The sequence below is a fragment of the Pseudomonas sp. FW215-R2 genome (assembly GCF_058789255.1).
The window spans coordinates 61,207-84,642 of record NZ_JBYTBO010000011.1 but is presented as its reverse complement, the minus strand read 5'-3'; the positions used below and the strand labels follow the sequence as shown (position 1 = coordinate 84,642).

Annotated in this window: 22 protein-coding genes; 13 read left to right on the top strand and 9 right to left on the bottom strand. The window is 61.8% G+C overall.

All coding sequences use genetic code 11. The annotated features are described in order from the left end of the window. Positions 1 to 21 precede the first annotated feature (21 nt). From relA to AC3WRD_RS16845, 3 genes are read left to right on the top strand one after another with little or no spacing between them, the layout of a single operon-like run. Complete coding sequence (relA, locus tag AC3WRD_RS16855) at positions 22 to 2,265, top strand: GTP diphosphokinase (RefSeq protein WP_096818008.1); 2,244 nt, start codon at positions 22 to 24, stop codon at positions 2,263 to 2,265. Then, complete coding sequence (mazG, locus tag AC3WRD_RS16850) at positions 2,262 to 3,104, top strand: nucleoside triphosphate pyrophosphohydrolase (protein ID WP_102621000.1); 843 nt, start codon at positions 2,262 to 2,264, stop codon at positions 3,102 to 3,104. The genes relA and mazG overlap by 4 nt, the downstream gene beginning before the upstream one ends. A gap of 26 nt (positions 3,105 to 3,130) precedes the next feature. Further along, positions 3,131 to 3,673 carry a DUF2058 domain-containing protein gene (locus AC3WRD_RS16845; protein WP_007957793.1) on the top strand — a complete coding sequence of 181 codons (543 nt, stop codon included), beginning with the start codon at positions 3,131 to 3,133 and terminating at the stop codon, positions 3,671 to 3,673. A gap of 96 nt (positions 3,674 to 3,769) precedes the next feature. Here AC3WRD_RS16845 and AC3WRD_RS16840 read toward each other — a convergent pair whose 3' ends face one another. The 6 genes from AC3WRD_RS16840 to AC3WRD_RS16815 all read right to left on the bottom strand — a co-directional run bounded on the left by AC3WRD_RS16840 (position 3,770) and on the right by AC3WRD_RS16815 (position 11,125). Beyond that, positions 3,770 to 3,958, bottom strand: coding sequence for a hypothetical protein (locus AC3WRD_RS16840; RefSeq protein ID WP_096818006.1), 189 nt, complete (start codon positions 3,956 to 3,958; stop codon positions 3,770 to 3,772). Positions 3,959 to 4,235: 277 nt separating this feature from the next. Continuing rightward, on the bottom strand, positions 4,236 to 5,456 hold the full coding sequence (fabB, locus tag AC3WRD_RS16835) for a beta-ketoacyl-ACP synthase I (protein ID WP_096818004.1): 1,221 nt from the start codon (positions 5,454 to 5,456) through the stop codon (positions 4,236 to 4,238). Positions 5,457 to 5,467: 11 nt separating this feature from the next. Next, the gene (fabA, locus tag AC3WRD_RS16830; RefSeq protein ID WP_003227150.1) at positions 5,468 to 5,983 is read right to left on the bottom strand and encodes a 3-hydroxyacyl-[acyl-carrier-protein] dehydratase FabA; all 516 of its coding nucleotides are present in this window, start codon (positions 5,981 to 5,983) and stop codon (positions 5,468 to 5,470) included. Positions 5,984 to 6,230: 247 nt separating this feature from the next. Beyond that, complete coding sequence (locus AC3WRD_RS16825; RefSeq protein WP_102620998.1) at positions 6,231 to 8,132, bottom strand: ATP-binding protein; 1,902 nt, start codon at positions 8,130 to 8,132, stop codon at positions 6,231 to 6,233. Continuing rightward, positions 8,129 to 9,061 carry an ABC transporter substrate-binding protein gene (locus tag AC3WRD_RS16820; RefSeq protein ID WP_102620997.1) on the bottom strand — a complete coding sequence of 311 codons (933 nt, stop codon included), beginning with the start codon at positions 9,059 to 9,061 and terminating at the stop codon, positions 8,129 to 8,131. The genes AC3WRD_RS16825 and AC3WRD_RS16820 overlap by 4 nt, the downstream gene beginning before the upstream one ends. Further along, the gene (locus AC3WRD_RS16815; RefSeq protein ID WP_219737131.1) at positions 9,062 to 11,125 is read right to left on the bottom strand and encodes a TonB-dependent receptor plug domain-containing protein; all 2,064 of its coding nucleotides are present in this window, start codon (positions 11,123 to 11,125) and stop codon (positions 9,062 to 9,064) included. 256 nt (positions 11,126 to 11,381) lie between these two features. Between AC3WRD_RS16815 and AC3WRD_RS16810 the strand changes: the two genes are divergently transcribed. The 9 genes from AC3WRD_RS16810 (at position 11,382) to AC3WRD_RS16770 (ending at position 19,278) form a co-directional block, all read left to right on the top strand. Next, positions 11,382 to 12,407 (top strand): NAD(P)H-dependent glycerol-3-phosphate dehydrogenase, encoded by a 1,026-nt coding sequence (locus AC3WRD_RS16810; protein WP_096817996.1) that lies wholly within the window; start codon positions 11,382 to 11,384, stop codon positions 12,405 to 12,407. Between the two features lie 32 nt (positions 12,408 to 12,439). Further along, positions 12,440 to 12,787: a DUF4389 domain-containing protein gene (locus tag AC3WRD_RS16805; protein WP_096817994.1), complete on the top strand. Its 348-nt coding sequence runs from the start codon at positions 12,440 to 12,442 to the stop codon at positions 12,785 to 12,787. Next, a complete protein-coding gene (sixA, locus tag AC3WRD_RS16800; protein ID WP_085710970.1) occupies positions 12,784 to 13,236 on the top strand; it encodes a phosphohistidine phosphatase SixA in 453 nt (150 codons plus the stop codon). Before AC3WRD_RS16805 ends, sixA begins: the two co-directional genes overlap by 4 nt. Positions 13,237 to 13,318: 82 nt before the next feature. Then, positions 13,319 to 14,974 carry an AMP-binding protein gene (locus tag AC3WRD_RS16795; RefSeq protein ID WP_102620995.1) on the top strand — a complete coding sequence of 552 codons (1,656 nt, stop codon included), beginning with the start codon at positions 13,319 to 13,321 and terminating at the stop codon, positions 14,972 to 14,974. Positions 14,975 to 15,005: 31 nt separating this feature from the next. Beyond that, a complete protein-coding gene (locus AC3WRD_RS16790; RefSeq protein WP_007957810.1) occupies positions 15,006 to 15,449 on the top strand; it encodes a hotdog fold thioesterase in 444 nt (147 codons plus the stop codon). A gap of 115 nt (positions 15,450 to 15,564) precedes the next feature. Next, positions 15,565 to 16,371, top strand: coding sequence for an alpha/beta fold hydrolase (locus tag AC3WRD_RS16785; RefSeq protein ID WP_102620994.1), 807 nt, complete (start codon positions 15,565 to 15,567; stop codon positions 16,369 to 16,371). Next, positions 16,368 to 17,222: an alpha/beta hydrolase gene (locus AC3WRD_RS16780; RefSeq protein ID WP_102620993.1), complete on the top strand. Its 855-nt coding sequence runs from the start codon at positions 16,368 to 16,370 to the stop codon at positions 17,220 to 17,222. The genes AC3WRD_RS16785 and AC3WRD_RS16780 overlap by 4 nt, the downstream gene beginning before the upstream one ends. Positions 17,223 to 17,349: 127 nt before the next feature. Further along, positions 17,350 to 18,156, top strand: a complete 807-nt coding sequence (locus AC3WRD_RS16775; RefSeq protein WP_096817986.1) for a DUF4892 domain-containing protein — start codon at positions 17,350 to 17,352, stop codon at positions 18,154 to 18,156. 69 nt (positions 18,157 to 18,225) lie between these two features. Continuing rightward, complete coding sequence (locus tag AC3WRD_RS16770) at positions 18,226 to 19,278, top strand: AI-2E family transporter (RefSeq protein ID WP_096817984.1); 1,053 nt, start codon at positions 18,226 to 18,228, stop codon at positions 19,276 to 19,278. 351 nt (positions 19,279 to 19,629) lie between these two features. On the opposite strand, the gene xopAW is transcribed toward AC3WRD_RS16770, so the two are convergent. From xopAW to AC3WRD_RS16755, 3 genes are all read right to left on the bottom strand, one after another. After that, positions 19,630 to 20,487, bottom strand: a complete 858-nt coding sequence (gene xopAW / locus AC3WRD_RS16765) for an EF-hand domain-containing protein (RefSeq protein WP_102620992.1) — start codon at positions 20,485 to 20,487, stop codon at positions 19,630 to 19,632. 110 nt (positions 20,488 to 20,597) lie between these two features. Continuing rightward, positions 20,598 to 21,647, bottom strand: a complete 1,050-nt coding sequence (locus tag AC3WRD_RS16760; RefSeq protein ID WP_102620991.1) for a sensor histidine kinase — start codon at positions 21,645 to 21,647, stop codon at positions 20,598 to 20,600. Then, entirely contained in the window at positions 21,647 to 22,396 is a 750-nt protein-coding gene (locus tag AC3WRD_RS16755; RefSeq protein WP_085710962.1) for a response regulator, read from the bottom strand. Before AC3WRD_RS16755 ends, AC3WRD_RS16760 begins: the two co-directional genes overlap by 1 nt. Positions 22,397 to 22,691: 295 nt before the next feature. Here AC3WRD_RS16755 and pyrF point away from each other — a divergent pair, with 295 nt between their 5' ends. Then, positions 22,692 to 23,390 (top strand): orotidine-5'-phosphate decarboxylase, encoded by a 699-nt coding sequence (pyrF, locus tag AC3WRD_RS16750; protein WP_007960372.1) that lies wholly within the window; start codon positions 22,692 to 22,694, stop codon positions 23,388 to 23,390. The last annotated feature ends 46 nt before the right edge of the window (positions 23,391 to 23,436 follow it).

Here is a 23,436-nt window from a genome sequence, read left to right as displayed (position 1 = left end):
TCGTAGGGAAGGTAAAGCAAGATGGTACAGGTGAGAGCACACCAGCCGATCAACACCGACGGCAGTATCAATCTCGAGGCTTGGCTCGATCATGCGGTCAGTGTCGATCTGGCACTGGATCGCGAAGCCTTGAAAGAGGCCTGTGAGTTCGCTCGACAGGCCGAGCAACAGTCCAACGCAGCGAAGAATCTCTGGACCGAGGGCAGCGGCAGTTTCAGCACCGGCCTCGAAATCGCGGAGATTCTTGCCGACCTCAAGCTGGATCAGGATTCGCTGGTCGCGGCGGTGCTTTACCGTGGCGTGCGCGAAGGCCAGATCGAACTGGCAGCGGTCAGCCAGCGCTTCGGTCCGGTGGTCGCCAAACTGATTGACGGCGTGCAACGCATGGCCGCGATCAGCGCCAGCCTCAGTCCTCGCCAATCGATGGTGATGGGCACTCAGGGCCAGGTGGAAAACCTGCGCAAGATGCTGGTGGCGATGGTCGACGACGTACGCGTCGCACTGATCAAACTTGCCGAACGCACCTGTGCGATCCGCGCGGTGAAAACCGCCGACGACGAAAAGCGCAACCGGGTCGCCCGGGAAGTCTTCGACATCTATGCGCCGCTCGCCCACCGACTCGGCATCGGTCATATCAAATGGGAACTGGAGGACTTGTCCTTCCGTTACCTGGAACCCGACCAATACAAACAGATCGCCAAGTTGCTGCATGAGCGGCGGCTCGACCGCGAGCGTTTCATCGCCGACGTGATGACCCAGCTCAAGGACGAATTGCAGGCCACCGGCGTCGATGCCGACATCAGCGGCCGGGCCAAGCACATCTATTCGATCTGGCGCAAAATGCAGCGCAAGGGTCTGGAGTTCAGCCAGATCTACGACGTGCGTGCAGTGCGCGTGCTGGTGCCGGAAATGCGCGATTGCTACACCGCGCTCGGCATCGTCCACACCCTGTGGCGGCACATTCCGAAAGAGTTCGACGACTACATCGCCAACCCGAAAGAGAACGGCTACCGCTCGCTGCACACCGCGGTGATCGGTCCGGAAGGCAAGGTGCTGGAAGTCCAGATCCGTACCCATTCGATGCACGAAGAGGCCGAGCTCGGCGTCTGCGCGCACTGGCGCTACAAGGGCACCGACGTCAAGTCCGGCTCGAACCACTACGAAGAGAAAATCTCCTGGCTGCGTCAGGTGCTCGAGTGGCACGAAGAGCTGGGCGACATCGGTGGTCTGGCCGAACAGTTGCGGGTCGATATCGAACCGGACCGGGTCTACATCTTCACCCCGGACGGCCACGCCATCGATTTGCCGAAGGGCGCGACGCCGCTGGACTTCGCTTACCGCGTGCACACTGAAATCGGTCACAACTGCCGCGGCGCCAAGATCAACGGGCGGATCGTCCCGCTCAACTACAGCCTGCAGACCGGCGAGCAGGTCGAGATCATCACCAGCAAGCACGGTACGCCGAGCCGCGACTGGCTGAACTCGAACCTCGGTTACGTCACCACGTCCCGGGCGCGGGCGAAGATCGTTCACTGGTTCAAGTTGCAGGCTCGCGATCAGAACGTCGCAGCCGGCAAGACCCTGATCGAGCGCGAACTCAATCGCCTCGGTCTGCCGGCGGTGGATTTCGACAAGCTGGCCGACAAGGCCAACATGAAAACCGCCGAAGACATGTTCGCCGCCCTCGGGGCCGGCGACCTGCGTCTGGCGCAACTGGTCAACCTGGCGCAACAACTGGTCGAGCCGGAACGCGGCAACGAACAGCTGGAACTGATTCCACGCAAGGCCACCGGCTACAAGCCGGGCAAACGCGGCGACATTCAGATCCAGGGCGTCGGCAACCTGATGACCCAGATGGCCGGCTGCTGCCAGCCGTTGCCGGGCGATGCGATCGTCGGTTACATCACCCAGGGCCGCGGCGTGAGCATTCACCGTCAGGACTGCGCCTCGGTGCTGCAACTGTCCGGGCGCGAGCCGGAGCGGATCATTCAGGTCAGCTGGGGCCCGGTGCCGGTGCTCACCTATCCGGTGGACATCGTCATCCGCGCGTACGACCGTTCGGGTCTGCTGCGTGACGTCTCGCAGGTGCTGCTCAACGAGCGGATCAACGTGCTGGCGGTCAATACCCGCTCGAACAAGGAGGACAACACGGCGCTGATGTCCCTGACCATCGAGATTCCGGGGCTGGACGCACTGGGGCGGTTGCTGGGGCGGATTTCCCAGTTGCCGAACATCATCGAGACGCGGCGTAACCGGACTCCATGAAACCGACCTACAGCCTTGAAGACCTGTTGCACCTGATGAACCGTCTGCGTGACCCGCAGTTCGGTTGCCCGTGGGACATCAAGCAGACTTACGCGACCATCGTCCCGCACACCCTCGAGGAAGCCTACGAAGTCGCCGACGCCATCGAGCGCGGCGACTTCGATCACTTGCAGGGCGAGTTGGGCGATCTGCTGTTTCAGGTGGTGTATTACAGTCAGTTGGCGCGGGAAGAAGGGCGGTTCGAGTTTGCCGGGGTGGTCGACAGCATCACCCGCAAACTGATCCGTCGTCATCCGCACGTGTTTCCCACCGGTGATCTGTATGCGCCGCTGGACGTGCCGCGCCTGAACGAAGAGCAGGTCAAGCAGCGCTGGGAGGAGATCAAGGCCGAAGAACGCGCCGAGAAATCCGCCGCGCCGCAGCAACTGTCATTGCTCGACGATGTGCCCGCCGCGTTGCCGGCATTGTCCCGCTCGGCCAAGTTGCAGAAGCGGGCAGGGCAGGTCGGTTTCGACTGGCCGGACGCGTTACCGGTGCTGGACAAGGTGCGCGAAGAGCTCGATGAAGTGCTCGAAGCCATGTCCGAGAATGACCCGCAAGCGGTGGCCGACGAGATCGGCGACCTGCTGTTTTCCGTGGTCAATCTGGCCCGGCATCTGAAGGTCGATCCGGAAACCGCACTGCGTGGCGCCAATGGCAAGTTCGAAAGACGTTTCCGATTTATCGAACAGGCATTGCGCGACACCCACCGACCCATAGAAGATTGCACCCTCGAAGAGTTGGACGCCCTGTGGGGTGAAGCCAAACGTCAGGAAAAGAATTTGCCCAGCTGCGGCTGAGCCGTTGCCCAAGTGAGTAAGCATCAATGAGCCTTTCCCTTCGCGACCAGTTGCTCAAGGCAGGACTGGTCAACCAAAAGCAGGCCAAACAGGTCAGCAAAGACAAGCAGAAACAACAACGTCTGGCCCACAAAGGCCAGATCGAACTGGACGACTCCCAGCAGCGCGCTGCCCAGGAAGCTCAGGCCGAGAAGGTCAAGCGCGACCAGGAGCTGAACCGTCAGCAGCAGGAGAAGGCCGAGGCCAAGGCCCGCGCCGCGCAGGTCAAGCAGTTGATCGAAGTCTCGCGTCTGCCGAAGCTGACCACCGAGGACTACTACAACTTCGTCGACGACAAGAAGGTCAAGCGCATCTCGGTCAACACGCTGATGCGCAACAAGCTCAGCAGCGGTTCGCTGGCGATCGTGCACCATGCTGGCGGCTACGAAGTGATTCCTCGTGAGGCGGCCCTGAAGATTCAGGAGCGCGATCCACAGCGCATCGTGCAGCTCAACGAGAAGGTTGAAGAGGTCAATGCCGAGGACGATCCGTACGCGGCTTATGTGATCCCTGATGATCTGATGTGGTAAACGGGTCCCGCCGGGCTGTGAAGCTGCGCTGAAACGCCCAATAACGACAAACCCCGCTCATGGCGGGGTTTGTCGTTTTCAATGCTGTGGTTTGATTCAGGCAGAGCGTTGGTCACGTTGCCGTTCGAGCAGTTCCAGTTCGGCCTTGTAGTTGTGGGCGTCGATCTCGTTGTGGAACATGCCGACCAGCAAGTCTTGTTGATGCACATCCCAGATCCGTACACCGGCGGCTACGCCTTCATGGGACATGTGTGAATCGTCGCGTTCAGTTACTTTTACAGTCATCTGCTAGCTCCAATCTCTGTTATCTGCAGCAAGGCGTGTGCAGGCCTCTGTTATAGAATTTGTTAGCCTGCTAAGTAAACGCTCGATTCGTGCAATGTATCCTTGCGAAATCTGCAACAGTGCTGGAGCCCGCCAAATACGCGACATTCGGTCGCAGGGCAGTAAGTTGCATGACAGAAGTTTCATCTTGGCGCTGCTGAAAAACGCTTTTCTCCAGGCGAAAAAAAACGCCCCGAACCAGTCGGGGCGTTTTCATGTGCGGCTCAGCGGAAGGGAATTACTTGCCTTCCCAACGCTTCAGCACGAGGGTGGCGTTGGTGCCACCGAAGCCGAAGCTGTTGCTCATCACGGTGTTGATGGTGGCGTTTTCGCGGGTCTTGGTCAGCACCGGCAGATCGGCCACTTCAGGGTCCAGTTCGTCGATGTTGGCGGAACCGGCGATGAAGTTGCCTTCCATCATCAGCATGCAGTAGATCGCTTCGTGAACGCCGGCGGCGCCCAGGGAGTGACCCGACAGGCTCTTGGTGGAGCTGATGGCCGGGGCCTTGTCGCCGAACACTTCACGCACACCTTTCATTTCCGCGACGTCGCCGACCGGAGTCGAAGTGCCGTGGGTGTTCAGGTAGTCGATCGGGGTGTCGACAGTGGACATTGCCATCTGCATGCAGCGGATAGCGCCTTCGCCGCTTGGAGCCACCATGTCGTAGCCGTCGGACGTCGCGCCGTAGCCAACGATTTCCGCGTAGATCTTCGCGCCACGGGCCAGAGCGTGCTCCAGCTCCTCGACCACGACCATGCCGCCACCGCCAGCGATGACGAAACCGTCACGGTCGGCGTCGTAGGCACGGGAGGCTTTTTCCGGGGTGTCGTTGCGCTTGCTGGACAGGGCGCCCATTGCGTCGAACAGGAACGACTGGCTCCAGTGCTCCTCTTCACCGCCACCGGCGAACACGATGTCCTGCTTGCCCATCTGGATCTGTTCCATGGCGGTACCGATGCAGTGAGCACTGGTGGCGCAGGCAGAAGCAATGGAGTAGTTCAGGCCCTTGATCTTGAACGGAGTGGCCAGGCACGCCGAAACGGTGCTGCTCATGGTCCGCGTTACACGGTATGGGCCGACGCGCTTGACGCCTTTCTCGCGCAGGATGTCCAGCGCTTCCATCTGGTTCAGGGTCGACGCACCACCGGAACCTGCGATCAGGCCGGTACGCGGGTTGGACACCTGCTCTTCGGTCAGGCCGGAGTCGGTGATGGCGTCTTTCATGGCCAGGTAGGCGTAAGCCGCAGCGTGACCGACGAAGCGATAGATCTTGCGATCGATCAGTTCTTCAAGGTTGAGGTCGATGGAGCCGGAAACCTGGCTACGCAGACCCATTTCGGCATATTCCGGGTTGAACCGGATGCCAGGGCGGCTTGCACGCAGGTTAGCGGAGACGGTCTCTTTGTCATTGCCCAGGCACGAAACAATGCCCAGACCAGTGATAACGACGCGGCGCATGCGAATAACCCTTAGAAGTTGTCAGTGGAGGTGAACACGCCGACGCGAAGGCCTTCGGCGGTGTAGATTTCGCGACCGTCGACAGTCACCGAACCGTCGGCGATGGCCAGGTTCAGCTTGCCTTTGAGGACGCGCTTGATATGAATGTTGTAGGTGACTTTCTTGGCGGTCGGCAGGACCTGGCCGAAGAATTTCACTTCGCCCGAACCCAGCGCACGGCCGCGGCCCGGCAGACCTTGCCAGCCCAGGAAGAAGCCGACCAGTTGCCACATGGCGTCCAGACCCAGGCAGCCCGGCATCACCGGATCACCCTCGAAGTGGCAAGCGAAGAACCACAGGTCAGGGTTGATATCCAGCTCGGCGACCAATTCACCTTTGCCGTACTTGCCGCCTTCTTCGCTGATCAGGGTGATGCGATCCACCATCAGCATGTTCGGGGCGGGCAGTTGCGCGTTACCTGGGCCGAACAGCTCACCGCGACTGCAGCGCAGCAGGTCTTCCCGAGTAAAGGCGTTTTGTTTGGTCATGCGAGCTCCTCAATAATCCCATGCGGCAGGTGGGGCAAATCTTCCCGACCGATCGACGCGTTCATGCCTCGAACCGGCAGCCTACTCATAGACTATTGCGTTGTGGTGAAAGTCACAGCACCAAGGACATGAATGTACACTTGTGCACTGAAATTTTTATTCAAGCCCCTTTTGAGGCTCGTTCGGGTGCCTAAGACTGCCGCACTTTCGCTTTTCACGCCAGTCGCAGATGCTCGAAAGGGCCTCCCTACTGCACCCAGCGCTGCAGAATCTGCTGCAGGTCATTACGTTTGAACGGCTTGGCCAGGTAATCATTCATCCCCGCCGACAGGCAGTTTTCGCGGTCGCCCTGCAACGCGTTGGCGGTCAGGGCGATGATCGGTACATGACCGCAGCCGGGCAGGCGGCGGATCTGTCGGGTCGCCTCGTAACCGTCGATGATCGGCAAGCGGCAATCCATCAGGATAGCTTCATAACGACTGCCCCCGGCACTGCGCACGGCCTGCATACCGTCGGTGGCGACGCTCACAGTGAAGCCCAGACTGCGCAACATTGCCTCGATCACGGTCTGGTTGACCGGATTGTCTTCCACCAGCAAGACATTGCGACCTTCGCCGTGCGCATTGCCATCGATTGCACGCGGCGCCGCCAGTGCAGGCAATGCCTGCTTATATAGAGCCAACGGAATTTCCAGGGTAAACACCGAGCCGCGACCTTCTTCGCTTTGCGCGCGCAAGGTGCCGCCCATTCGCTCGGCCAGGGTACGGGCGATCGGCAAGCCCAGACCGGTTCCGCCATAACGACGCGAAATCGAGCTGTCGGCTTGCTGGAACGCGTTGAACATCAATTCCAGGCTTTCCGAAGAAATCCCGATGCCGCTGTCGCGCACCGAGCAGGTGAACCACAGCAATTCGTGATCCAGCGACTGCCACTGGGCCTCGATGCTGACGCGCCCCTGCTCGGTGAACTTCAGCGCATTGCCCACCAGATTGACCAGAATCTGCCGGATCCGCGTCGGGTCGCCCTGCACCTGCAAGCCGCGCAGGTCTTCGGGGATCCGCAGTTGCAACTCCAGGCCTCGCTGCGCCGCACTGTGCTGGAACGACTGCGCGCACGCACCGATCAGGTCGGCGAGGTTGAATGGAATGTGCTCCAGCTCCAGTTCCGAACGCTCGATGCGCGAGAAATCCAGAATGTCGTTGATCACCTTGAGCAAATGCTCGGTGGACTCGGAGGCCAGCGCCGCGTATTCGATCTGCTCCTCAGTCATTTCGGTGGTTTCGAGTAGTTGCAGCATGCCCAGTACACCGTTCATCGGGGTGCGCAGTTCATGGCTCATCATTGCCAGGAAATCCGATTTGGCGTTGTTGGCCTTTTCCGCCTCTTCGCGGGTCTGGATCAGTTGCGCCATCGCTTGATGCTGTTCGCGGCTGGCCTGTTCCAGGGCCTGGGCCAGATTGTTGATGTGTTGCGAAAGGGCGCCCAACTCGGTGTCATCGACAATCGGCAGCGGGGTCTTGTAGTCACCGTCCTGAATCGCCTTGACCGCATCGCCGATATCGCGGATCGGCTGCGACAGGCTGCCGGCCAGTCGCCGCGCCAGGACAAAGGTGAAGAGCAGGGCGAACAGCGCCAGAATCCCGGCCTTGAGCAGGATTTCCTGTTGGCGCTGACTGAAGGCATCGTTGGACAGGCCGACGATCACCCGCCCCAGATAATCTTCGCTGGCGCCGCCGTTGCTGCTTTTGCCGTCCTGAAAGAAATCATTGTGCAAGGCAATCCGCTGCAGCCGCACCGGCGACTGGAACACTTCGACCTGATGCGGGCGTTTGTGCGTGTCCGACGGTTGTTCGACATACGCCAGAATGCGGTTGGCGCTGTCCTGTACTTCAAGAAAGCGTACGTTCGGCGTGGCCAGTGTGGCTTTGAGCAGGCTTTCCAGCACTTCGTTGTTGCCGGAAATCACCCCGTATTCGGTGGCGGGTGCGAGCTGGTTGGCGATCAGTTGGCCGGTGTGGTTCAGCTCCTGACGCAAATCCTGGATGCGCACGAAGGTGAAAAAGCTGATCAGCAGCAAGGTCAGCAACAGCGCAGGACCCAGGCTGATCAACTGGGTGCGGGTATTGATGTCCCAACGGCGGAAAATCATGGGCGGCGCTCTCCTTGGGCCAGCTCTTCGGCAACAGACGCTTCATTCATCGGTTCTATCCCTAATGAACGAGCCACCTGCGCATTGCTTGATACTTTAAAACGCTCGGGATAGAGCGCTCTCGGCCAGGTGGCCGGCGGGCGGTCGAGCAATTCGTCGAGCACCGCCAGCCAATCGCTCTGGTCGCTGTAAGTACTGGCGAGGCTGCCGGCACGTACGAACGAGACATTCGGGCCGATCAGCGCCAGTTGCCGCGAATAGCTGCTGAGCAGCAGGTTTTTCGCGGTTTTCGGGTTGTACAGGTCGGGATCGTCGAGGCCCAGCAACACATCGCTGTTTTTCAGCACGGTCTGCAACGGGCGACTGTCGTGGGTGTTGTCCCAGCGCTGCGGGACGATTTGCAGATTCAGCGGCTGGGCGGCCGATTGCAGCTCCTTGAGCAGGAACTCACTGTGCTGATCGAACAGCACGCCGACTCGCTGAGCCTGGGGCAGGATCCGTCGGATCAACTGCAACTGGCGACTCAGCGGCGGATCGCTCCACAGCAGACTCAAGTGGGGCGGTTGCGCAGTGCCGAAGCGTTGTCGGGCCTGCAAGCGGCTGATGCGCAGGACCAGCGTCGCCGGCCCCTGGGGTTCCTGCATGCGCCAGTCGAGGCTCGGCAGGTCCAGCAGAATCAGGCGCAGGCTGGACGGCAGCTTGCCCGGCGTCGGCAGGCTCGCCAATGGCTGGAAATGTACGCGGTCGGTGGGGCGCAGTTCGCTCAGGGCCTGGACGAACGATTGCACGCCGGGGCTTTCCTCGGCGCCGGTCAGCAGAATGTCGGCCGCCTGCACCGCCACACCGTGCAGCCAGGCTGTCAGGAACAGGCACAGCCCGGCCAGCCATTGGGCAGCCGTTGGCATCTTCCGCGACAGGGCGTAGCGCATCTAGAACTCCAGCTCGGCGCTGAAATACATCACCCGGCGTTCGTCGTAGTTGTTGTCGACGAAGGTGGTCGGCTCATTGTCCAGACGCTGTTGCAGCACCCCGGCCAGTTGCAGTTGGGCCTTGCCCAGCGGGATGCGTTTGGCGATGCGCGTGTCGACCCGCTCGAAGCGATAGCCGTTGAGGGCGTTGTCACCGTAATAGAAGAGGGCGCTGTTCCAGCCCTGACCCCAGTCGCGCAGCCAACCGGCCGAGCCGCTGTTGCGCGCGGTGAACTGCTGGTCCAGCGGGTTGCTCGCCTCGGCGTCGACGTAGGCGTAGGTCAGGCGCAGCCGATCGGCCGCACTCAGGCGCCAGTCCACCTGGGTCTCGGTGCCGCGAAAGCGCGAGTCGTTGGCGTTGCTGGCGATGTACTGATTGTTACGCAGCGGCTCGCTGATCATCCCGGTGATTTCGTCGTAGAACAGCTTCACGTCCAGCGCCAGGCCCCATTCAGGGAAAAAGCCGTTGTAGCCCAATTCACGCGAGCGCATGTGCTCCTGGTCCAGATCGCCGGGGCCCCGGGTCTTGACGAAGTAGCGGGCCGAAGACTGGCCGAAGGCGGACGGGCGCAGGTTGGTCACCTGATAACTCCAGTTGACGTTGTTCTCGAACATGTCCGGTGAACGGATCGCTTCCGAGTACACCGCACGCAGGCTGTGGCGCGGGTTGATCAGGTAATTGACGGCAAACCTGGGTGTCAGCGAACTGCCGATCAACTGGGTGTTTTCAAACATGGCGCCACCCTGCAACAGCCAGTGTTCGCTGGCGCGCCATTCCAGTTGGCCGAACGCACGCCACGTGGTGTCGTCCAGCGTTCCGTTGAAATAGGTCTCGGAATCGGCCCGGTCGTAACGATAGTTCAGGCCGCTGACCAGACGCAGACTGTCGGACAGGCTGAGGGTGTCCTGTAATTCCAGGTCATAGCGCGATTCCCGGGCGCTCTGGTCGATGTCGCCGCACAAAGTCCGGCTGGCGCCATTGCGCCATTGATCGAGCACTTGATTGGCCAAGGCCATTTCCGTGGGTGTGCCGGGCGCCGCACCGGGCCCGATGAAGCGGGTGATGTTGCGCGCCAGTTGTTCGGTGTAATTCGGGTTGAGTTGCCACAACTCCGTCAGCTGCGGGCTGAACGATACCTCGGCGTCGCAGGCGCGCCAGGTCTGCTGGCGGTCCCAGTGTTGCGCCGAGCCTTGTACATAAAGGCTGTGATCGGGGTTGATGTCCAGATTCCAGCGCACCGAACCGGCGTAATCCTTGGCGATCACGTCGGAATTGTTCCCGGCAGCGGTAATCCCGGAGAACACCGGGCGGTAGGTATAGGGCCGCTGGTTGGTCCCGTCCTTGGCGTTGAGCTGCCAGTCCACGCTCTGGTTGTCGCTGAGGGTCTGGCTGACCGCAAGGCTGAAGCGGTTCAAGCGGCGGCTGTCGCGGTAATCGGCGCCGGTGCGGTCGCTGTCGAAGCCGTCATCTTCCTGGCCGGACAGCGACAGACGCAGGTCGCCGCCATTCCAGCCTGTTCCCTGACTGGCATAGAAATCGTTGATGCCGCGTTGGCCACGGGTGATTTTCAACCGTGTGCCGTGGCTGTCGGCCGGGTTGCGAGTGATGATGTTGACCACCGCCATCAGCGCGTTGGCGCCATAGCTGACAGTGTTCGGGCCGCGAAAGACTTCGATGCGCTCGATGTCTTCCATGGCTACCGGGATGTCGCTCCAGTCCACCGTGGCCAGGCCGGCGCGGTACACCGAGCGGCCGTCGATCAGTACCTGCATGCGCCGTGCTTCGGTGGCGTTGGTGCCGTGATAGTTCACCACCGCCTGATTGCCGCTGATGTTGCCGACCATCATCCCCGGCACCAGGCGCAGCAGCTCGCTGATGTCCCGGGCGCCGCTGGCGTTGATCAGTTCGCTGTCGAGCACGGTCATGCTGCCGGGGACTTCCGCCGGGGACTGTTTCAGGCGCGTGGCCGTGAGGATCTGGGGCAAGGCCTCGCTGTCGAGAAACAGGTCGTCCGCCAGCAACATCGGGCTGAACAGCAGCGCCAACAGCAGGGACGAACGCGGGGAGGGAGTGCCAGAAAACACGACGCAGCCTTGATAGCAAAGAATTGGCGCGCATGTTAACCGAGGACAGTGACTTTTCCAGTCACGTTGTGGGCATTTTCCTCGGTTTTATTGGTCTTCTTCCTACAAGTGCCGGTAATTGACGCCGGGGCTGTCCGAGAAGGGGCCGCTCCGTATAATGCCCGCATCGCCACTGGTATGGATTAACGGATTACATATGACTGAACAGCGCCCGATTGCGGTCCTGGGAGGCGGAAGTTTCGGTACCGCCGTGGCCAATCTGTTGGCCGAGAACGGCCATCAAGTCCGGCAGTGGATGCGTGACCCCGAACAGGCCGAGGCCATCCGGGTCAATCGCGAGAACCCGCGTTACCTCAAAGGCATCAAGATTCTGCCCGGCGTGACGGCGGTCACCGACCTGCAGGCAACCCTCGATGCCTGCGAATTGTGTTTCGTGGCGTTGCCGTCCAGCGCGCTGCGCACGGTATTGGCGGCTCATGCCGAGCGCCTGAGCGGCAAGATGCTGGTCAGCCTGACCAAAGGCATCGAAGCTCACACCTTCAAACTGATGAGCCAGATTCTCGAAGAGATCGCCCCGCAGGCGCGCATCGGCGTGCTGTCCGGGCCGAACCTGGCACGGGAAATCGCCGAACACGCGCTGACCGCCACGGTAGTCGCCAGCGAAGACGAAGAACTGTGCAAAGAAGTGCAGGCCGCGCTGCATGGCCGCACCTTTCGCGTCTACGCCAGTGCCGACCGTTTCGGCGTGGAACTGGGCGGCGCACTGAAAAACGTCTATGCGATCATCGCCGGCATGGCGGTGGCGCTGGAGATGGGCGAGAACACCAAGAGCATGCTGATCACTCGCGCCCTGGCCGAGATGACCCGGTTTGCGGTGAATCAGGGGGCTAACCCGATGACCTTCCTCGGTCTGGCCGGGGTCGGCGACCTGATCGTCACCTGCTCGTCGCCGAAAAGCCGCAACTATCAGGTCGGTTTCGCCCTCGGTCAGGGCTTGAGCCTCGACGAAGCGGTGTCGCGCCTCGGTGAAGTCGCTGAAGGGGTCAACACCCTGAAAGTGCTCAAGGCCAAGGCCCAGGAGGTCGGCGTGTACATGCCGCTGGTCGCCGGGCTCCACGCGATCCTGTTCGAAGGGCGCACGCTGGATCAGGTGATCGGCCTGTTGATGCGCGCTGAGCCGAAGACCGACGTCGACTTCATTTCCACCAGTGGTTTCAACTGATTGCTTTTTATTTCAGGGCAGGGGAGCTAGACATGAACGATCCGAAAACCGAAGCCAAGTACGAATCCATCCTGCTGCGGGTGTTGTGGATGATCGTTTACATCGTGGTCTGGCAGGTGGCGCAGTTCATCCTCGGCGCGGTGGTGCTGGTGCAGCTTGTGTATAGACTGATCTATGGCGCTCCAAGCGCCGGTCTGATGAATTTCGGCGACAGCCTGAGCCAGTTCCTGGCCCAGATCGGCCGGTTCGGCAGTTTCCACAGCGACCAGAAACCCTGGCCGTTCGCCGACTGGCCGGCGCCGCGTACTCCGGAAGGTGAGGCGCCACACGTTGTTGCGCCAGCACCGCATCCGGCCCGGGATGAGGAACCCAAGCTATGAAACTCTGGGTATTGCGTCACGGTGAGGCCGAGCCCTATGGCTCGCGCCCCGATTCGGAGCGGGAACTGACCGCTCACGGTCGCAAGGAAGTGCTCAGCAGCGCCGCCCGATTGATGGGCCAGCCACTGACGGCCATCTACGCCAGCCCGTACTTGCGGGCGCAGCAGACCGCGCAACTGGTGCGCGAGGCGTTGGGTTTCGAGCCGGAGATCCGTACGGTCGAATGGCTGACGCCAGAGGTCGATCCGGATCGCGTCGCCGAGCAACTGGTGTCGGTGAGCAATGTGCTGCTGGTCAGCCACAACCCGCTGGTCGGGCATCTGCTCAGCTACCTGCAACACGGCGCCGGCTATCCGCCGGAAAAGGTCAGCACCGCCGGGCTCGCCGAGCTCGAACACAGCGAGTTGCTGATAGGCTCTATGACGCTGAACAGCCTCAAGCATCCGTGAAATTTTTTGTATGAAATAGTCAACCAAGCACTTGCTTGGTTGACTACGCTTGCTCCATCCCAAAAAGAAAGGAGCGAGTCGCATGTCTGCTGCTTTTCGATTGCCGCTGGACGTGTTCTACGAGCGCGAGGCCCGGCACCCGCGCCAACGCTTCCTGGTGCAGCCCATCGGCGGTGGGCAGGTCGAAACGCTGACCTGGGCCGACGTCGGCCATCAGGCCCGCTGCGCCGCGCACTGGCTGCGCTCCCGGGAGTTGCCCCAAGGCAGCCACATCGCGCTGATCTCGAAAAACTGCGCCCACTGGATCATCGCCGACCTGGCGATCTGGATGGCCGGACACGTTTCGGTGCCGCTCTATCCCAATCTCACTGCCGACTCGGTCAATCAGGTCCTCACCCATTCCGAAAGCGTGCTGGCGTTCATCGGCAAACTGGATGACTGGCCGGGGATGTCGACCGGTGTGCCGGCGGGTTTGCCGACCATCAGCCTGCCGCTGCACCCGCCGGGCACGTTCGATTTCAACTGGGACGACCTGCAACGCAGCTCACCGATCCAGGACGATCCGCGACCTGCTGCCGATCAACTGGCGACCATCATCTACACCTCCGGCACCACTGGCCTGCCCAAAGGCGTGATGCACAGCTTTGCCAATCTCGGTTTCGCCACCACCCGTGGCACGCAGTTGTTCGGCCTCAATGAAAATGATCGTCTGCTGTCCTATCTGCCGCTGTGTCATGTGGCCGAACGGATGTTCGTCGAACTGGCGTCGATCTATACCGGGCAGACGGTTTTCTTTGCCGAGAGCCTCGATACCTTTCTCACCGATCTGAAACGCGCGCGGCCCACGGCGATGTTCGGTGTGCCCAGAATCTGGACCAAATTCCAGATGGGCGTGTACGCGAAGATCCCCGCCAAACGCCTGGATTTCCTGCTCGGTCTGCCTTTCATCGGCAAACGGGTCGGGCACAAAGTCCTGGCCGGCCTGGGGCTGGATGCCTTGCGCGTGGCCTTGTCCGGTGCCGCACCCGTGCCGCAGGCCTTGCTCGACTGGTACCAGAAACTCGGGCTGGATGTGCTGGAGGTCTACGGCATGACCGAGAGCTGCGGCTATTCGCACATCTGCCTGCCGGGTCAGTACAAGCAGGGTTGGATCGGCCAGCCTTGCCCTGACGTCGAAGTGCGGATCGATGAATCCGGCGAAGTGCAGGTGCGCAGCCAGGCCAACATGCTCGGCTATTTCAAGGAACCGCAGAAAACCGCCGAGACGCTGACCGCCGATGGTTTCCTGCGTACCGGTGACAAGGGCGAACAGGACGCCGAAGGCCGTTTGCGCCTGACCGGGCGGCTCAAGGAAATCTTCAAGACCAGCAAAGGCAAGTACGTCGCCCCGGCCCCGATCGAAAACCGCCTCGCCGTGCATACGCGGATCGAGCAGGTCTGCGTGGTCGGCGATGGTTTGAGTGCACCGCTGGGGCTGTGTGTGCTTTCGGCCGCCGGACACGAGGAAGCGCGACCGCAAATGCATTCGAGCCTGGAAAAGTTGCTGGAGGAGGTCAACGGTGCCCTCGACAAGCACGAGCGCCTGCGGCGTCTGGTGGTGGTCAAGGACAGCTGGGCGGTGGAAAACGGCTTTCTCACGCCGACCCTGAAGATCAAGCGCAACGTCATCGAAGACACCTACGGCGCACGCTTCGAAGAATGGAACGAGCGCAGCGAGGCGGTGCTGTGGCAGGATTGAGTGACGATCAAAACAACAAAGGAAGCCTGCGATGACCTTGTGGCGCACCACTCCCAACATCGAGCAGTTGAACGCAATCCAGAAAAACACCATCGGCGAAGTGCTGGACATCCGTTTCGAGTCCTTCGACGAAGAGTCCCTGACCGCCAGCATGGTGATCGACCATCGCACCCACCAGCCTTATGGCCTGTTGCATGGCGGTGCGTCGGTGGTGCTCGCCGAAACCGTCGGCTCGATGGCCAGTTACCTGTGCATCGATGCCAGCAAGTTCTATTGCGTGGGTCTGGAGATCAACGCCAACCATCTGCGTGGATTGCGCAGCGGACGGGTGACGGCGGTGGCCAAGCCGATTCACATCGGCCGCACGACCCACGTCTGGGACATCCGTCTGACCAGCGATGAAGGCAAGGCCAGTTGCGTGTCGCGTCTGACCATGGCGGTGGTGCCGCTGGGTGAGCAGCCGCCGGCGCGCTGACCGATCCGTCATAGCCCTGACCGGACTGTCATCATTCCTGGCAGTTACGGTCATTGCTGTGAAGCGCGGTCTTACGGACAATCAACGCCTGTTTACCGCTCATGGATCTACCGGTATGTCGCAACCGATCTTTTTCGCCCACGCCAACGGGTTCCCGTCGGGCACCTACGGCAAGCTGTTCTCGGCGCTGGCGCCGGAGTTCCGGGTGACGCATCTGGAGCAGCATGCCCACGACCCGCGTTTTCCGGCGGGTGACAACTGGTACCACCTGGTCGACGAGCTGATTCATCACCTGCAACAACAGGACGAGCCGGTGTGGGGCGTTGGCCATTCCTTCGGCGGAATGCTGCATCTGCACGCCGCTCTGCGTTGCCCGGAGCTATATCGCGGGGTGGTGATGCTCGACTCTCCGGTGCTGACCCGCACCGATCGCTGGGTGATCCGTGCTGCCAAGCGTTTTGGCTTTATCGACAGACTAACCCCGGCCGGGCGTACGCTGGGACGACGCGAAGAGTTCGCCGATCTCGACAGTGCCCGCAGCTACTTTGCCGGCAAGACCCTGTTCCGTGGATTCGATCCCGAGTGCTTCGACGCCTACCTGCAACACGGTCTGCACAAGGTTGGCGACAAATTGCGCCTGCGTTTCGATCCGGCCACCGAGATCAGTATTTATCGCGGTGTGCCGCACACCAGTCCCGGGCGTACCCGCCAGCTCCAGGTGCCGCTGGCAGTGGTGCGCGGGCACAAGAGCCGCGTGGTGATGAACCATCACACCCGCTTCGTCGGCCGTCTGCCTCAGGGCGAGTCGTTGACCGTGCCCGGCGGCCACATGTTTCCGCTCGAACGCCCGCAGGACACCGCGCAACTGCTGAAAAACCTGTTCACTCGCTGGGAAAACCGCCAGCACAAGGATTGCGCATGAGCCCGGCGGTCGAAGAGGTGCGTCTGAGCCTGCCGCATATCGAACTGGCGGCGCATCTTTTCGGCCCGGAAGACGGGTTGCCGGTGATTGCCCTGCATGGCTGGCTGGATAACGCCAACAGCTTCGCTCGCCTGGCGCCGAAGCTCAAAGGCTTGCGCATTGTTGCGCTGGACATGGCCGGCCACGGTCACTCGGCGCATCGTCCGGTCGGCGCAGGTTACGCGCTGTGGGACTACGCCCATGACGTGCTGCAAGTCGCCGAGCAACTGGGCTGGAAGCGCTTCGGCCTGCTCGGGCATTCGCTGGGCGCGATCGTTTCGCTGGTGCTGGCAGGCTCGTTGCCGGAGCGCATCACCCACCTGGCATTGATCGACGGGGTGATTCCTCCGACGGACAAAGGCGAAAATGCTGCCGAACGCATGGGCATGGCCCTGCAGGCGCAGCTCGATCTTCGGGAAAAACGCAAACCGGTCTACAACACCCTCGACCGGGCCATCGAAGCACGCATGAAAGGTCTGGTGGCGGTCAGTCGTGAAGCCGCCGAACTGCTGGCGCAACGAGGCCTGATGCCAGTGCCCGGCGGTTACACCTGGCGCAGCGACAATCGTCTGACCCTGCCATCGCCATTGCGTCTGACTCAGGAACAGGCGATGGCCTTCATCCAGCGCATTGCCTGTCCTACGCAATTGGTGGTGGCGGCCGACGGCATGCTGGCCAAACATCCCGAGCTGCTGGAGCGTCTACCCTTTAACCGGGAACAGTTGCCGGGCGGGCACCATCTGCACCTGAGTGACGAGTCGGGTGCGGTTCTTGTCGCAGACTGTTTCAATCGGTTCTTCGCCATTCCTTGACTTGCCCCGGGCAACTGTCGAGGCTGGGCGGGTTGAAATGGGAGACAACTACAATGGATTTCTACACCGCTGCGAACCCGAATAGCCAGAAAGGCGCCCCGGCCATGCCGATCCGATGAGCCTGTCCATGCGATCTTTCAGTCTGCTGGCGCTGTGCTGTTTCAGTCCCGTGTTGCTCGCTGCCGACCTGCCGGGCAGTCAGGATCTGCCGATCGTGCCGCGTCTGGCCGATGCGCAGATCGTCGACTATCGCCCTCCCGTGGAACTGGAGCGGATTTACCCGATGGGCTCGATCCGCAAGATCAGCGGCCAGTTGCGTTTCGACGGCCAGGTCGGCGCCCGTGGGCAAACCACCTCGGTCACCTACGAGTTACCGCCCGAACATTCCGCCAATGAAGCGTTCACCGTCGCCCGTGAGGCCCTGCAAAAACAGGACGCCGAGCTGTTGTTCTGGTGTCAGGCCAGGGATTGCGGCGAAAGCAGCCTGTGGGCCAATGAAGTGTTCGGCAACGCCAAGCTGTACGGCGCCGACGAGCAGCAGGCCTATCTGCTGCTGAGGCTGGCGGCGCCTCGTGACAACACGCTGGTGGCGCTGTACAGCATCACTCGCGGCAATCGCAAAGCGTATCTGCACGTCGAACAGTTTGAAGCCGCCACGCCATTGGGTGATCTGCTGCCGACGTCTGCGACCCTGTTGCGACAGTTGAAAGACACCGGTGAGCTGAAGTTGCCGAAACTGACCGGCGATCCCGACGACACCTGGCTGCGTCTGCTGTCCCGTGGCCTGAACCTCGACACCACGTTGCGGGTCACGGTCTCCGGGCCCAAGGCCGAGGCCTGGCGTCAGGCGTTGATCGTCCAGGGTGTGCGTGCGGCACGCATGGAGACCGCTAATGTCGAAGGTACCGGCCTGCGCATCGATCTGTTGCGATAAGGTGTCTCTGGCGGGCACGTTTGGCGTGTTCGCCTACTCTTTGCCTGACTGACTTTTTCGAGATTTCACATGCCCAATAATGATCGTCTGCTGGTGCAGATCCTGTTGCTGGTGTTGTTCGGCGCCAGTTTCTGGGTGATGGCGCCGTTCTGGTCGGCGCTGTTCTGGGGCGCGGTGCTGGCGTTCGCCAGTTGGCCGCTGATGCGCCTGCTGACCCGTTGGCTCGGCGGCCGCGAATCTCTGGCGGCAAGTATCCTGACCCTGGGCTGGATGGTGCTGGTGGCGGCACCGCTGGTATGGCTGGGGTTCAACCTGGCCGATCACGTGCGCGATGCCACGGTGTTCATCAAGGATGTGCAGGTCGATGGTCTGCCGGAAGCGCCGGCCTGGCTCGGCACGATTCCGCTGGTAGGGGAGCGGCTGGTCGGGTTCTGGAACAGTGTCGATCAGCAGGGTGCGGCGCTGATGGTGTCGATCAAGCCTTACCTGGGGCAGGTCGGCAACTGGCTGCTGGCGCGCAGTGCGCAGATCGGCGGCGGGATTCTCGAGCTGACCCTGAGCATTGTCTTCGTGTTCTTTTTCTACCGTGACGGGCCGCGGCTGGCGGCGTTCGTGCACAGTCTGCTGGAGCGGTTGATCGGTGATCGTGCCGGGTACTACATCGAGCTGGTGGCCGGCACCGTGCAGCGGGTGGTGAACGGGGTGATCGGTACGGCGGCGGCGCAGGCCATTCTGGCGCTGATCGGCTTCCTGATTGCCGGGGTGCCGGGGGCTCTGGTGCTGGGGATCGTGACGTTCCTGCTCAGTCTGATTCCGATGGGGCCGCCGCTGGTGTGGATTCCGGCCACGGCGTGGCTGGCCTGGAAGGGGGAGTACGGGATGGCGGTGTTTCTCGGGATCTGGGGGACGTTCATCATCAGCGGCGTGGACAACGTGCTCAAGCCGTATCTGATCAGCCGTGGCGGGAATCTGCCGCTGGTGATTGTGTTGCTCGGGGTGTTTGGCGGGTTGATTGCGTTTGGGTTTATCGGGTTGTTTATCGGGCCTACGCTGTTGGCTGTTGCTTATAGTTTGTTGACGGATTGGAGCAAGAGTCAGGGGCGGGTTGAGGATCGGCGTTGACGGTGGGCCTTGGCGGCCTTTGGGCCGGCCAGGCTCTGGGTTGTTTTGGGTGAATATCCGTTTCTTCGGTAACGGCGGCTTATGGTTTCGCCCTTACGGCGACTCACTTTTTTACAAGCGCCTAAAAAAGTAAGCAAAAAACGCTCGCCCCGGCGTTCGGCCCTCGCAGGCTCGGGTTCCTTCGCTCCGGTGTCCCTCCGGGGGCATCGACTTCGTCGATGAGTTCGGCTTCGCCGCACGGCACTACGTGCCAATCCCCGGATGAACACCTCCACTCAGCCTTCCGAAGGGGCGGGTGGATCAAGATCAAAAGCGTTGTCGAGCTAACGCTCATCCTGTTTTTGGATTACCTCACGTCGCCACATTCAAATACTTGCCCACCGACGCCGCACTATCGAGCGAATACTGCTTGCTCAGATTGGCAATCATCCGGTTCAACGCTTCAGTCGTGGTTTGAGTAGTACTGGCAGTCTGTTCATCGCTCGGACGCTGGTGTCCCGCCTGCAACGCGGCCTTCAATTCATCACTGCTCACGCCACCGCTGCTGTCGCTATCCAGCACCTTGAGCAACGCCGCGCTGGTGTCGCTGCTGTTCGACGAGGTGCTGTCGCTGGCCTGCAACGCGCTGCTCAATTCGGTCGCCGTCACATTTCCATCACCGTCCGCATCAAGCTGGCTGAACAGTTCGTCACTGGAAACCCAGGGTGGTGGCGGTGGTGGCGGGGTGAGGCTGGCGGTGAGTTCGTCCTGGCTGACGACGCCGTCCTTGTTCTTGTCCAGAGCGGAGAAGATTTTGCTGCTGTCGGCGGTGCTGCCGGCGCTGGTCAGGCCGCTGCTCAGTTCGTCGCCGCTGATGGCGCCGTCACCATCGGTGTCCAGGGCTTTGATCAGGGCGTCGGCCAGGTCGGTGTTGGGGGCCTGGTTGTGGTCGGGTGGCGGTGGTGGCGCCATGGCGGCCATTTCGTCGGCGCTGAGGCTGCCGCTGCTGTCGCTGTCCAGGTCGCCGAATTGTTTGCTCAGGTTGACCAGCAAACCGTCGTTGGATTTTTGCGACAGGGCGCTGTTCAGTTCGTCCTGATCCACCGCGCCGTCGCCGTTGCTGTCGAGTTTGGCGAACAGTTCTTTTTGCAGTTGCTGGCTGCGGGCGTTTTGCGTGGTGGTGCTGCTGGTGCTGGTGTAGCTCGTGTAGTTGCTCACGCTACCGATCATCGGGCTCTCTCCTTGGGCTGGAAAGCCGGTTTGTGTACCGGCTTATGCAGCGTCAAGGCGGGAGGTGTCGTGGGTATGTGGATTTTGTACCGGGCGGTACACAGTCGGCTTCAGTGGCGGGGCAGGCGAATCACGGCGGTGAGGCCGCCGCCGGGGGTTTCTTCGAGGTTGAGTTGTCCGCCCTGGCGTTGCGCGGCTTCCCGGGCGATGGTCATACCCAGGCCGACGCCGCCGGAGTTGCGGTTGCGCGAGCCTTCCAGGCGGAAGAACGGTTCGAACACCGCTTCACGCTTGTCCGCAGCGATGCCCGGGCCGTGGTCGATGACGCGGATCAGCAGTTGCTCGCGCTGATCCTGCAGTTCGATGTGCGCTTGCCCGGCGTAGCGCAAGGCGTTGTCCATCAGGTTGTTGATGCACGAACGCAAGGCCATCGGCTGCACCTGCAAGGGCGCGCAGTGGCCGCTGACCTGCACGTCGGCGCCCTGGTCCTGGGCGTTCTCGCACAGGGACTCGACCAGCGCCTGCACGTCCATCAGTTGCAGCGCTTCGCTGGTGCGTTGTTCGTGCAGATAGGTGAGGGTGGCGTCGAGCATGCCGATCATGTCGTTGAGATCCTGACGCATCTGGCCCTGAAGTTTGTCGTCGTCGATCTTTTCCAGGCGCAGTTTCAGCCGCGACAGCGGTGTGCGCAGGTCGTGGGAGACGGCGCCGAGCATGCGCGCGCGTTGCTGCACCTGTTCGCGAATCCGCTGCTGCATCAGGTTGAAAGTGTGCGCCGCCTGGCGTGCTTCGCGGGGGCCGGATTCGTCCAGCGGCGGACTGTCGAGGTTTTCACTGAGGCGTTCGGCAGCGTCGCTCAGGCGCTGGATCGGGCGGCTCAGCAGTTTGGCGCCGTACCACGCGGCGATCATCAATGAGATGAACTGAAAGGTCAGCGGCACCAACGGCCCACCAAACCACGGGCGTGGGGGGCGCCGTGGGAAGCGTGGGTCCGGCGGCGGCTGTTGGCCGTCGATACCCTCCGAAAACGCCGGTGGTGGAGGCGGTGGTGGCGGGCCGTAATGGTGGAACCAGGCGAAGGCCAACAGGTGCGCCAGGACGATCGCCACGAACAGCATGCCAAACAGGCGGCCGAACAGCGTGTCGAAGCGCGCCCGCATCAGCCGATATCCCGTGCGTCGAACAGGTAACCCTCACCGCGTACGGTTTTGATCAGCTGTGGGGCTTTCGGGTCGTCGCCGAGTTTTTGCCGCAGGCGCGAGACCAGCAGGTCGATGCTGCGGTCGAAGGCTTCGATCGAGCGGCCACGGGCGGCGTCCAGCAATTGTTCGCGGCTGAGCACACGGCGCGGACGTTCGATGAACACCCAGAGCAGGCGGAATTCGGCGTTGGACAGCGGCACGACCAGGCCATCGTCGGCGATCAACTGGCGCAGGACGCTGTTCAGGCGCCAGTTGTCGAAGCGAATGTTCGCACGCTGTTCGGTGCGGTCGTCGCGCACCCGGCGAAGAATCGTCTGGATCCGCGCCACCAGTTCCCGGGGTTCGAACGGTTTGGCCATGTAGTCATCGGCACCCAGTTCCAGGCCGATGATGCGGTCGGTGGGTTCGCAACGGGCGGTGAGCATCAGGATCGGGATGTCCGATTCGGCGCGCAGCCAGCGGCACAGCGACAGACCGTCTTCGCCGGGCAGCATCAGGTCGAGCACCACCACGTCGAAATGCTCGGCCTGCATCGCCTGGCGCATGGCCGCGCCATCGGTGACACCGCTGGCGTGAATGTTGAAGCGGGCCAGGTAGTCGATCATCAGTTCGCGGATCGGCACGTCATCGTCGACGATCAGGGCCCGGATGCTCCAGCGCTTGTCGTCTTTCTGCTCTTCATTCACGGAGACTTGGGAGTTGTGCATGAGGCTGTTCATCTGCCAGTAGGCCGCCAACCACAAAGATAGGCTGCGAGGTTGTGGTTTCAGCATAGGCGTCCGGCCGTGAGGCGGGAAGGGCTGCTGTAAGGACATGTTGCGGCTGGCGAGGCTAGCGCGGACGCATGTTGTCGGCGTGTCGGTTGTGTATCGGCTTCGACACAATACCCTGCAAGGCTATGCTGATCACGTCCGGCGCGACGATTTACCGATCATCGGGTGCCGCGCCGCCGCCGGTTCCGCTACAATGCGCGCCGATTTCGACTTGCCTGAGAGCCCATCCATGTCCGCCTGCCAGACTCCTATCATCGTCGCCCTGGATTTCCCCACCCGTGACGCCGCACTGAAGCTGGCCGACCAGTTGGACCCGAAACTGTGCCGGGTCAAAGTGGGCAAGGAACTGTTCACCAGCTGTGCCGCGGAAATCGTCGGCACCCTGCGTGACAAGGGTTTTGAAGTATTCCTCGACCTGAAATTCCACGACATTCCCAACACCACGGCGATGGCGGTCAAGGCCGCTGCCGAGATGGGCGTGTGGATGGTCAACGTTCACTGCTCCGGCGGCCTGCGCATGATGGCGGCCTGCCGTGAAGAGCTGGACAAGCGCAGCGGCCCGCAACCGCTGCTGATCGGCGTGACCGTGCTGACCAGCATGGAGCGCGAGGATCTGGCGGGTATCGGTCTGGACATCGAGCCGCAGGAGCAGGTGCTGCGCCTGGCTGCACTGGCCGAGAAGGCCGGGATGGACGGTCTGGTGTGCTCGGCGCTGGAAGCGACGGCGCTGAAAACCGCGCACCCGTCGCTGCAACTGGTGACGCCGGGGATTCGTCCGGCCGGCAGCGCCCAGGACGACCAGCGTCGCATCCTGACCCCGCGTCAGGCGCTGGATGCCGGTTCCGACTATCTGGTGATCGGCCGTCCGATCAGCCAGGCGGCGGATCCGGCCAAGGCACTGGCCTCGGTGGTCGCCGAACTGGCCTGATCGAACAGCTGAAGATGCAATGAAGGGAGCCCGATGGCTCCCTTCA